This window comes from Agrobacterium sp. NPDC090283 (assembly GCF_044769685.1).
GTDB lineage: Bacteria > Pseudomonadota > Alphaproteobacteria > Rhizobiales > Rhizobiaceae > Agrobacterium.
In genome coordinates, this window is sequence record NZ_JBIVYG010000030.1 from 33,507 (window position 1) to 43,202 (window position 9,696).

Annotated in this window: 9 protein-coding genes and 1 tRNA gene; 6 read left to right on the forward strand and 4 right to left on the reverse strand. The window is 58.7% G+C overall.

Annotated features, from left to right (window positions below):
• Positions 1–242: 242 nt before the first annotated feature.
• The 5 genes from ACIQUH_RS26660 (at position 243) to ACIQUH_RS26680 (ending at position 6,697) form a co-directional block, all read left to right on the forward strand.
• Complete coding sequence (locus tag ACIQUH_RS26660) at positions 243–2,039, forward strand: acyl-CoA dehydrogenase C-terminal domain-containing protein (protein ID WP_400820952.1); 1,797 nt, start codon at positions 243–245, stop codon at positions 2,037–2,039.
• Between the two features lie 37 nt (positions 2,040–2,076).
• Positions 2,077–3,285, forward strand: a complete 1,209-nt coding sequence (locus ACIQUH_RS26665; RefSeq protein ID WP_400820954.1) for an acetyl-CoA C-acetyltransferase — start codon at positions 2,077–2,079, stop codon at positions 3,283–3,285.
• Positions 3,286–3,540: 255 nt separating this feature from the next.
• Entirely contained in the window at positions 3,541–5,757 is a 2,217-nt protein-coding gene (locus ACIQUH_RS26670; RefSeq protein ID WP_400820957.1) for a 3-hydroxyacyl-CoA dehydrogenase NAD-binding domain-containing protein, read from the forward strand.
• 155 nt (positions 5,758–5,912) lie between these two features.
• Positions 5,913–6,344, forward strand: coding sequence for a hypothetical protein (locus ACIQUH_RS26675; protein WP_400820959.1), 432 nt, complete (start codon positions 5,913–5,915; stop codon positions 6,342–6,344).
• A 277-nt stretch (positions 6,345–6,621) separates the two neighbouring features.
• A tRNA-Phe gene (locus ACIQUH_RS26680) sits at positions 6,622–6,697 on the forward strand.
• A 73-nt stretch (positions 6,698–6,770) separates the two neighbouring features.
• On the opposite strand, the gene ACIQUH_RS26685 is transcribed toward ACIQUH_RS26680, so the two are convergent.
• From ACIQUH_RS26685 to ACIQUH_RS26700, 4 genes are read right to left on the reverse strand one after another with little or no spacing between them, the layout of a single operon-like run.
• Positions 6,771–7,856, reverse strand: a complete 1,086-nt coding sequence (locus ACIQUH_RS26685) for a tyrosine-type recombinase/integrase (protein ID WP_400820961.1) — start codon at positions 7,854–7,856, stop codon at positions 6,771–6,773.
• Positions 7,853–8,089 (reverse strand): hypothetical protein, encoded by a 237-nt coding sequence (locus ACIQUH_RS26690; RefSeq protein ID WP_234825291.1) that lies wholly within the window; start codon positions 8,087–8,089, stop codon positions 7,853–7,855. The genes ACIQUH_RS26685 and ACIQUH_RS26690 overlap by 4 nt, the downstream gene beginning before the upstream one ends.
• Positions 8,089–8,703, reverse strand: a complete 615-nt coding sequence (locus ACIQUH_RS26695) for a hypothetical protein (RefSeq protein WP_400820963.1) — start codon at positions 8,701–8,703, stop codon at positions 8,089–8,091. Before ACIQUH_RS26695 ends, ACIQUH_RS26690 begins: the two co-directional genes overlap by 1 nt.
• A gap of 43 nt (positions 8,704–8,746) precedes the next feature.
• A complete protein-coding gene (locus ACIQUH_RS26700) occupies positions 8,747–8,917 on the reverse strand; it encodes an Arc family DNA-binding protein (protein ID WP_174002603.1) in 171 nt (56 codons plus the stop codon).
• Positions 8,918–9,014: 97 nt separating this feature from the next.
• On the opposite strand from ACIQUH_RS26700, the gene ACIQUH_RS26705 reads away from it, so the two are divergent.
• Positions 9,015–9,374, forward strand: a complete 360-nt coding sequence (locus ACIQUH_RS26705; protein WP_400820966.1) for an Arc family DNA-binding protein — start codon at positions 9,015–9,017, stop codon at positions 9,372–9,374.
• The last annotated feature ends 322 nt before the right edge of the window (positions 9,375–9,696 follow it).

Here is a 9,696-nt window from a genome sequence, read left to right on the forward strand (position 1 = left end):
ACGAAGCAGTTACCTCTGTCGGGAGAATTCACGAAACGTGGTAAAGAAGTGGTTAACTATGGTCGGAATTTTTTAACTTTTACGGCGGGGACCGAGCTCCCGCCCGGCCGGGCGTCGGTTTGACCGAAATGGCAAGTCGACATTCCGCGGAAATTTGTTTGACGTTTACGCGCACGTCAAATATTGTCATGCCATATCGGCCGGATTGGCTCCGGCGCCCACGATGCGGAGGAACATCGGTAATGCCTGTTTACAAGGCCCCAGTCAAAGACACGCTTTTTATCCTGAACGACGTTCTCGGCCTGGAGCGGTATAACAACCTGCCCGGCTTCGAGGATGCAACCCCCGACATGATCGAGGCCATCACCAGTGAAGCGGCGAAGCTTGCCGAAGAGCGACTTTTCCCGCTGAACCTTTCCGGCGACCAAGAGGGTTGCAAGCGCGCCGATGACGGTTCCGTCTCCGTGCCCGATGGTTTCAAGGACGCCTACGACGCCTATTGCGAAGGCGGCTGGATCGGCCTTGCCGTTCCGCCGGAATTCGGCGGGCAGGGCCTGCCCTATACGCTGCATGCCGCCATCGGCGAATATATGTCTTCCGCCAACCTGTCGCTGATGATGTATCCCGGTCTGACACAGGGTGCGATTGCCGCCATCCTCGTGCATGGCACGCAGGCGCAGAAGGACACCTATCTGCCGAAGATGGTGGGAGGCACATGGTCCGGCACCATGAACCTCACCGAACCCCATTGCGGCACCGATCTCGGCCTGCTGCGCACCAAGGCCGTGCCGCAGGCTGACGGCAGCTACAAGATTTCCGGCCAGAAGATTTTCATCTCCGCCGGCGAACATTCCATGACGGATAATATCGTCCATCTGGTGATCGCCCGTATCGAAGGCGCACCGGAAGGCACCAAGGGCATTTCGCTGTTCATCGTGCCGAAATTCCTCGTCAAGGAAGACGGTACGCCGGGCGAGCGCAACGGCGTCACCTGCGGCGCGATCGAACACAAGATGGGCATCCACGGCAATGCCACCTGCGTCATGAACTACGATGATGCGACGGGTTACCTGCTGGGCGCGGAGAACAAGGGCCTGTCGGCCATGTTCGTCATGATGAACGAAGCCCGACTGGGCGTCGGCCTGCAGGGTCTTTCCGTCGGCGAGATCGCCTATCAGAATGCGGTGGAATATGCCCGTGAGCGCATTCAGGGCCGCTCGCTTTCCGGCGCCAAGTTCCCGGACAGGAAGGCCGATCCGATCATCGTGCATCCCGATATCCGCCGCACGCTGATGACCATCAAGGCCTATAACGAGGCCGGCCGTGCCTTCCTTCTGTGGACCGCGCTGCAATCCGACATCGCCCACCGCGCCGCCGACGAAAAGCAGCGGCAGGCGGCAGACGATCTGCTCGGTCTCGTCACACCGATCCTGAAAGGCGTACTGACCGACAAGGGCTTCGACCATGCTGTCATGGCGCAGCAGGTCTTCGGCGGCCATGGTTACATCGAGGAACATGGCATGAGCCAATATGTCCGCGATGCGCGCATCACCATGATCTACGAGGGCGCTAACGGCATTCAGGCGCTCGATCTGGTAGGCCGCAAGCTCGGCATGAATGGCGGCCGCGCCGTGATGGCGCTGTTCAAGGAAATCGGCGATTTCTGCGAGGAAAACCGCGCTGATGAAAAGCTCAGCCTTTACACCAAGGGCTTGAAGAAGGGCTTGAACGATCTGCAGGCCGCAACCATGTGGTTCATGCAGAACGCCATGGCCAAGCCCGACAATGCCGGTGCCGGTTCGACAGACTATATGCATCTCTTCGGTATCGTGGTGCTGGGTTACATGCAGGCGCGCATGGCGAAAGCCGCCAGCGAAGCGCTTGCGGCAGGCAGCGCTTCGGACGAGGATTACCTCAAGACCAAGCTTGTCACGGCGAAGTTTTATATGGAGCGCATCATGCCGGAAACGGCGCTGCGCAAGGCCCGCATCGAAACCGGCGCGGACACCATGATGGAACTGGCTGCGGAAGCATTCTGAGAAGGTTGGCGGTAAACACGCCGCAGGGAGAGAGTTTATGACCGACGTTTTTATCTACGACCATGTCCGCACCCCGCGCGGACGCGGCAAGAAGGATGGCAGCCTGCATGAGGTGCCTTCCGTTCGCCTTGCCGCCAAGACGCTGGAAGCCATCCGCGACCGCAACGGGCTCGACACCTCCACTGTCGACGACATCATCATGGGCTGCGTCGATCCTGTCATGGATGCCGGTGCCGTGATCCCGAAGGCCGCTGCCTTCGAGGCCGGTTATTCCAACAGGGCCCCGGGCATGCAGATCTCGCGCTTCTGCGCCTCCGGCCTCGATGCCATCAACTTCGCGGCCGGCAAGGTCAAGGCGGGGTCTGACGATATCGTCATCGCCGGCGGCGTCGAAAGCATGTCCCGCGTCGGCATGGGCATGTCGGGCGGTGCCTGGTACATGGACCCTTCGGTCAACTTCCCGGCCTTCTTCATGCCGCAGGGCGTGTCGGCCGATCTCATCGCCACCAAATACGGTTTTTCCCGCGATGACGTCGACGCCTATGCCGTCGAAAGCCAGAAGCGTGCGGCGCATGCCTGGGAAAAGGGCTATTTCAACAAATCAGTCATTCCGGTGAAGGACCAGAACGGCCTGACCATCCTCGATCGCGACGAACACATGCGTCCCGGCACGGACATGCAGGCGCTGGCTTCGCTTAATCCTTCGTTCCAGATGCCGGGCGAAATGGGCGGCTTCGAAGCTGTCGGCATCATGGCGCATCCGGAAGTGGAGCGGATCAACTATGTCCACCATGCCGGCAACTCCTCCGGCATCGTTGATGGCGCGGCCGCCGTGCTGGTCGGCTCCAAGGCTGGCGGCGAGGCAATGGGCGTGAAACCCCGTGCTCGCATCAAGGCTTTCGCCAATATCGGTTCCGATCCGGCGCTGATGCTGACCGGCCCGGTGGACGTCACCGAGAAGCTTCTGAAAAAGACCGGAATGTCGATTGCCGATATCGATCTTTTCGAACTCAACGAGGCCTTCGCCGCCGTCGTCCTGCGTTACATGCAGGCCTTCGAGATCGACCACGGCAAGATGAACGTCAATGGCGGCGCCATCGCCATGGGCCATCCGCTGGGCGCAACGGGTGCGATGATCCTCGGCACGGTGCTGGATGAGCTGGAGCGACGCGATCTCAACACCGCGCTTGTCACGCTCTGCATTGGCGCTGGCATGGGCACGGCGACGGTTATCGAGCGCGTTTGAGGCTGGTCATGAGGCGCGAGGTTTATGAGCGGCCCAAGAATGAGATCGAACAGCAGCTGGCTCGGCACAATCTGGAAAAGGATATGGCGCAGGATCATAGGGCGTGCATCCGCCCTGTTTCGCCTGTCCACATCCGGCGGCTCCGGGCAGAGCGTTGGGGCTTGATCGTGTTTCTCGTTCTTGTGGTCGGTTGTATCGGTCTCGCAATCGGACTGTCGTAACCGCAGAAAAATTTGAGGGAAGAGGAATCCCAAAATGAGCACTTACACCAATTTCACCATCGAGACGGACGCAGATGGCATTGCCCTCGTCACTTGGGACATGCCGGAAAAATCCATGAACGTCTTCACCTCTGAAGTGATGGACGAACTGAGCGCCATTCTTGACGCGACTGTCGTAGATGCAGCCGTCAAGGGCGTCGTCTTCACCTCAGGCAAGAGCACGTTTTCCGGCGGCGCCGATCTGTCGATGATCAAGTCGATGTTCTCCTTCTACAACGACGAGAAGGCGAAGAACCCGGATGATGCGGCAGCGAAGTTGTTCGAACTCGTCGGCCGCATGACGGGCCTGTTCCGCAAGATCGAGACCAATGGCAAGCCCTGGGTTTCCGCCATCAACGGCACCTGCATGGGTGGAGCTTTCGAACTGTCGCTCGCCTGCCACGGTCGTGTGGCCTCCAGTGCCAAGAGCCTCAAGATCGCCCTGCCGGAAGTCAAGGTCGGCATTTTCCCCGGCGCCGGCGGCACCCAGCGCGTGTCGCGCCTGACGGATGCACAATCCGCCTTGCAGATGATGACCACAGGTCAGTCGCTCACCGGTGCGCGCGCCAAGGCCATGGGGCTGGTGCATCAGGTGGTGGAGCCGGATCAGCTGGTCGCAACCGCAAAGCAGATGATCAAGGACGGCCTGAAGCCGGTCGCACCCTGGGACGAGAAGGGCTTCAAGGCCCCCGGCGGCGGCATCTGGACGCCGGCCGCAGCCCAGCTCTGGCCCGCCGCTCCCGCCATCCTGCGTCGTGAAAGCGCCGGCAACTATCCTGCCGCCCTTGCCATCCTCAAATGCGTTTATGAAGGCCTGCAATTGCCCTTCGATACGGCGCTGAAGGTGGAGCAGCGTTATTTCACCGAGATCCTTCGCTCGAAGGAAGCCTTCGGCATGATCCGCTCGCTGTTCATTTCCATGCAGGAACTGGGCAAGGGCGCGCGCCGCCCCGCAGGCCAGCCGAAGACGGAGTTCAAGAAAGTCGGCGTCGTCGGTGCGGGCTTCATGGGCGCTGCCGTGGCTTATGTCACCGCCGCAGCCGGCATCCCCGTGACGCTGGTGGATCGGGATCAGGAAGCGGCCGACAAGGGCAAAGGCCATTGCGAAGAAAGCGTCAAGGCCGCCATCGGCAAGGGCAGGCTGACGCAGGATGAGGGCAAGGCATTGCTCGACCTCGTCACCCCGACATCGGATTACGCCGCGCTCGCCGATGCCGATCTCGTAATCGAAGCGGTCTTCGAGGATCGCGACGTGAAGAAGGCCGTCATCGAGGCCGTGGAAACCGTGTTGCCTGAAGGGGCGATCTTCGCCTCCAACACCTCCACTTTGCCGATCACCGGGCTTGCGAAGAACTCGAAGCGCCCGACCGATTTTATCGGCATCCATTTCTTCTCACCGGTCGAGAAGATGATGCTGACGGAAGTCATCCTCGGCAAGGAAACCGGCGACAAGGCGCTCGCCGTCGCGCTGGATTATGTGGCCAAGATCAAGAAGACGCCGATCGTCGTCAACGATACGCGCGGCTTCTTCGTCAATCGCTGCGTGCTGCGTTACATGGCGGAAAGCTACGACATGCTGATCGAAGGCGTACCCGCCGCGATGATCGAAAATGCCGCGAAATTCGCCGGCATGCCGGTCGGCCCGCTGGCGCTGAACGATGAAGTGGCGATCGATCTTTCCTACAAGATCCTGAAAGCCACCGTCGCCGATCTCGGCGAAAAGGCCGTCGATCCGCGCCATATGGAACTGGTGAAGAAGCTGGTGGAAGGCGAGGGCCGCTTTGGCCGCAAGAACGCCAAGGGCTTTTACGACTACCCGCCAAAGCCCGCCAAGAAATCCCTCTGGCCCGGCCTGAAGGACCTCTATCCGCAGCAGAAGCCCGAGGACGTGGATATGGAGGTGCTGAAACAGCGCTTCCTCGTCACCGTGGCGCTGGAAGCCGCCCGCACGGTGGAAGAAGGCATCGTCACCGATCCGCGCGAGGCGGATGTCGGCTCCATCCTCGGTTTCGGCTTTGCGCCCTATACCGGCGGTGCACTGTCCTACATCGACGGCATGGGCGTGAAGAATTTCGTCGCTCTGGCCGAGAAGCTCAGCGAAGCCTACGGCCCGCGCTTCAAGCCGACACTACTGCTGAAGGACATGGCCGCCAAGGGCGAGACCTTCTACGGTCGTTTCGACCCCTATGCCAGCGCCGCGAAGGCGGCATAAGACACCAAGCGGACCATGGAACAGGCCTTTCGGGGCCTGTTTTATTATGCTGATGCCGCCACTTTTCGTGCATCCTTTGTTGGGCTCAGGCGTTGAAAAGCGTGACCGGGCAAAATGCCCGCCGCCACGCAATCAGCACGCCCCAGGAGACAGCGATGAAAGCACCAGTGCGATCCCACGGTTTCGACAAGCCCTCGGACCTCGATAACCATCTGGCCGAACTGGACGAAGAGGCTGAAGCAAGGGCTGCGGACGCAAAGGCGGAAAAACCCGCAGCAAAGAGAACGCGTGCTGCCGATGCCATCGACCCGAAGCTGCGCGCCGAACTGGATGAGCTTCGTAAACAGGTCGACAGGATCCGCCGCGACGTCAAACGGCTGGAGGCCGCCCGGCATCCCCGCCACAGGCCCGCACAGCCGCAGCATGAACGCGACCGCGAGAATTCCCGCCTGATGACCGTGGTGCGCTCCGTTGCTGTCACATCGCTCGCCAGCCGCATCTTCGCGTCTTCGCCCGTCATGGCTGCGTTGGTGGCCTTGGTGCCGTTCGCACTAGGCCTTGCCGCACGGCGAAGCGAAGGGGCATAGCCGCCGCCGGCAGCCCTCGTTCGTCCGGATCGGTCTTGCCCGAACCCGGCGGTGGGCGGATGCGTCAACTCCGGCGGGTGCCCGAAAGCGGATTTCCCTTGCAATCCGGCGTTCACCGGGCACAGATTTCAGCCATCCACAGGCGCCGTGAAAAAACTGTCAAAAAACTTCGCGATGGCGCTTGCCATGTCCGAACAAGATGTTATAACCCCGCTCACTTTCGGGGCGCCAAACAGCCTCGACCGCCAAAAGCGGAGGTTCTTCAAGGACCTGAAGTGCCCGGATAGCTCAGTTGGTAGAGCAGCGGATTGAAAATCCGCGTGTCGGTGGTTCAAATCCGCCTCCGGGCACCATTCTAAGTCCTTGTTATGTCTATCTTTTTCCATGATTTGGCATCCGTTCATAAATCCGGGTTTGACACTTTTCTCAAGAAGGTTTGACAACTTTCGTTTTTCGTCTGTTCACTTCGGCCTCGAAATCCTTCACCGCTGCGATGGTATTTTTCGACATGTCGGCACGGCGGGAATAGTGCTTTGCCATCGCCTCGGTGCGCTGGCCGAGGACGTTGGCGATGGTGCCATAGTCCATGTTCATCTCTCTCAGGATCGTCGCGACGGTGTGGCGTAGACCCTTCAGGGTGAGACCAGGTTGAACGCTGCCAGCTTCTTCGAGCTTGAGGCGGATCGGTCGCCACGAGGCGCGAAAACCGGAAACGGTCCACGGCCTGCCGTGCATGTTTGCGCAAAGCGTGATTGCAGAGTGAGGCGCCGCAGCTGCGAGTGCGTCAGCGACGGGCTTGAGCAGCGGCAGATAAACCGCCTCGCCAGTCTTTCCCCTTCGAGTGTCGATAACATCGGCCTGCACCGCTGTCCGGGGCAAGGAAAGCGCATCCTGCGGATCGAGGCCGTAGAACATCATCAGGGTGACGGCGGGCAACATGTGCGCTGGCATGGCTGCAAGAACCGCGTCCCGCTCTGCGTCCATCCATGGGCGATTCGCCTGAGGCGCATTCTTTGGGCGCTTGATCGCCTTGATGCCTGCTGCTGGATTGTCTTTAACTTCGCCGCGCTCTTTCCCCCAGGCGAACAGCAGTGAAAGCACGGTGCGCACGTAGGAGCCGAATTTCCGGCCCTTGCTCTCTCCGGCCTTGTCGCGGATCTTGACGATCAGCGGGGGCGTGAAGCTCGTGAGCGGCGTGTCCTCGATGCTCTTGAGGTAATCGAAGCACTTTTGGTAATCCGAGCGGGTGCGGTCGGAAATATCTTTCTGGAATGCCGGGCTGGCCCGATACTTCTTGATCAACGCACCAAGTGTGCCGGCCCGGGTGTTTTCGCTTTTCTGATGAAGCTGGCTTATGCGGTAGCACTCACCGTAGAACTCCATGGTCCACAGCGGAAACTTGTCGAGATCAACGGCGGAGCCGGTTTTCCGGTGATAGCAACGCCACTTGTGCGGCGGCTTCTTATCCTGAAAAATCTGAAAGCCCTTCGGGCGTTTACGGTCTGCCATCATCCAAGCTTCGCAATAATCGCATCGTCCCCCGAGGCCTCGCCACCTTTCAGGGCATCAAGAAAAGCATCGAGATCGTGCATGTCGTAGACCTTTGCCCCTGAGGGCATTGCCACTGGCGTTACGTGGCAATCGATAGGGAAACGCTTTGCGGAGAGGCCGCAATAGTCTGCGGCCTCTCTGAGCGTCAGCATGCGCCGAGGCGCAACCCGAATATTGAGCGTTGCACTCGCCATCACGCACCGGCCGCCTCTGCGAACGAGCGCAGCAAATCGGGGGCAAGATCCGGAAGATTGCCATTTAGATACTGATCTGTCTGGAACAGATCAGCCTTGCGGCGCACCTCGTCGAGTGATGAGCAAGGATGCTGCGCCAAGGCGATCAATGCCTGCCTCTCCCGCAGTCCCTCTGGCGTATCGTATTGGTCGGAGTTTCCTTTGTCTGCCGCCGCCCACGCCTCATAGGCTGTACGCCATTCTGCAACAACAGCAGCGAGGCCAGATGGCGAGGAGGCATCATCGCTGTGTAGCTCAAGGATGCGGTGAACCTCTCGGAGATCTTCCGCCAGTTCGATCATCGCAGTTTCGATGTTTCGCGAACACGCCTCGACTTGAGACACTGAATAGCCCAAGACCCGGCGGATGCCATCATCAGCGTAGTAAAATCCGGGCCGATCACTCACCGCCCGTTTATCGAAAAGGATATCTTGGACGCCCGACTCTGTGACGATTGCGAGGCAGCAAAGGGTATCCACATCAATGTGCATATCGTCTACCGCATCACGCATGGCGGCAATTTTGGCGATGGCACTTGCGCCGGAGGCGCATTTCTGGTTTAACTTCTTTCGCATTGAATTGCTCCTTGTGGGTAAATCACAAAAAGCCGACGCTGGTTTACGAGGCCTGAGCGTCGGCTTTTTTCGTTTCTGTTTGCACGTATGCGCGGTTGAGTTGGAAAACAATCTCAGCGTTCATTGATCTGAAATTCTGATCAGCCTCTGCCTTGACACGATCTCGCATGCCATCTGGCAAGCGAAGCATGAACTTGTCACTTTCACGGCTCATGGAAATATTCCCGATTGAAGGTGTCCTTAGGACGCATTGTGAATATGTCCTAAGGACACTATTGCAGTCAAGGAAAATATGATGTCATTAGGACTTCATGGCCGAAGATCAAAACCGAACCTTACAAGATAAGTTTATGTTGCGCTTCCCTGACGGCATGCGTGAACAGATCAAGATCGCCGCCGAACGCAACGGCCGATCTATGAATGCAGAAATTGTCACACGTCTGGAAAACTCTCTTGTCGGCAGCCAAAGCAATTCGTCTCTGGACGCGATTGCAACGGCGTTCGCAAACAGGATGATTGCGGCGACTCACCCCTTGTCGGAAAATGATCGTAATAAGTTTTACGACAGCTATGAGGAAGCAAAACAGACAGAAGCTCGCGCGATACGCCGATTCATGGATGTTGCATCCGAGTTGTTGGAAAAAATGCATATCAGCCGCAAAAAATCCTGAGTGACGTAAACTGCCAGGTGAAACAAACTGTCAGTCCTTTGCAGTTATCAACAACGGTGCGCCATGACGGAAAGAGAATACGTTGCAAGCTTTCGCCAGCCTGAAAACTACGATCCGGAAGAAGCCAAGAAAAAGATCATAAATTTCGTCAGGGCGCTGGCGAGAGCAGATGCGAGGCGGGACGCTGCCGTAGAGCGAAGGGTGAGCGGGGATCACGAGAGGGAAAAGTGAATAGCCCCAAGATTTGTAGACACCTTCTTTCCTAATTTTGAGGCAAGAAGAGCATCATGGGCAAATCGAATTTCAGCGAAGAGTTTAAGCG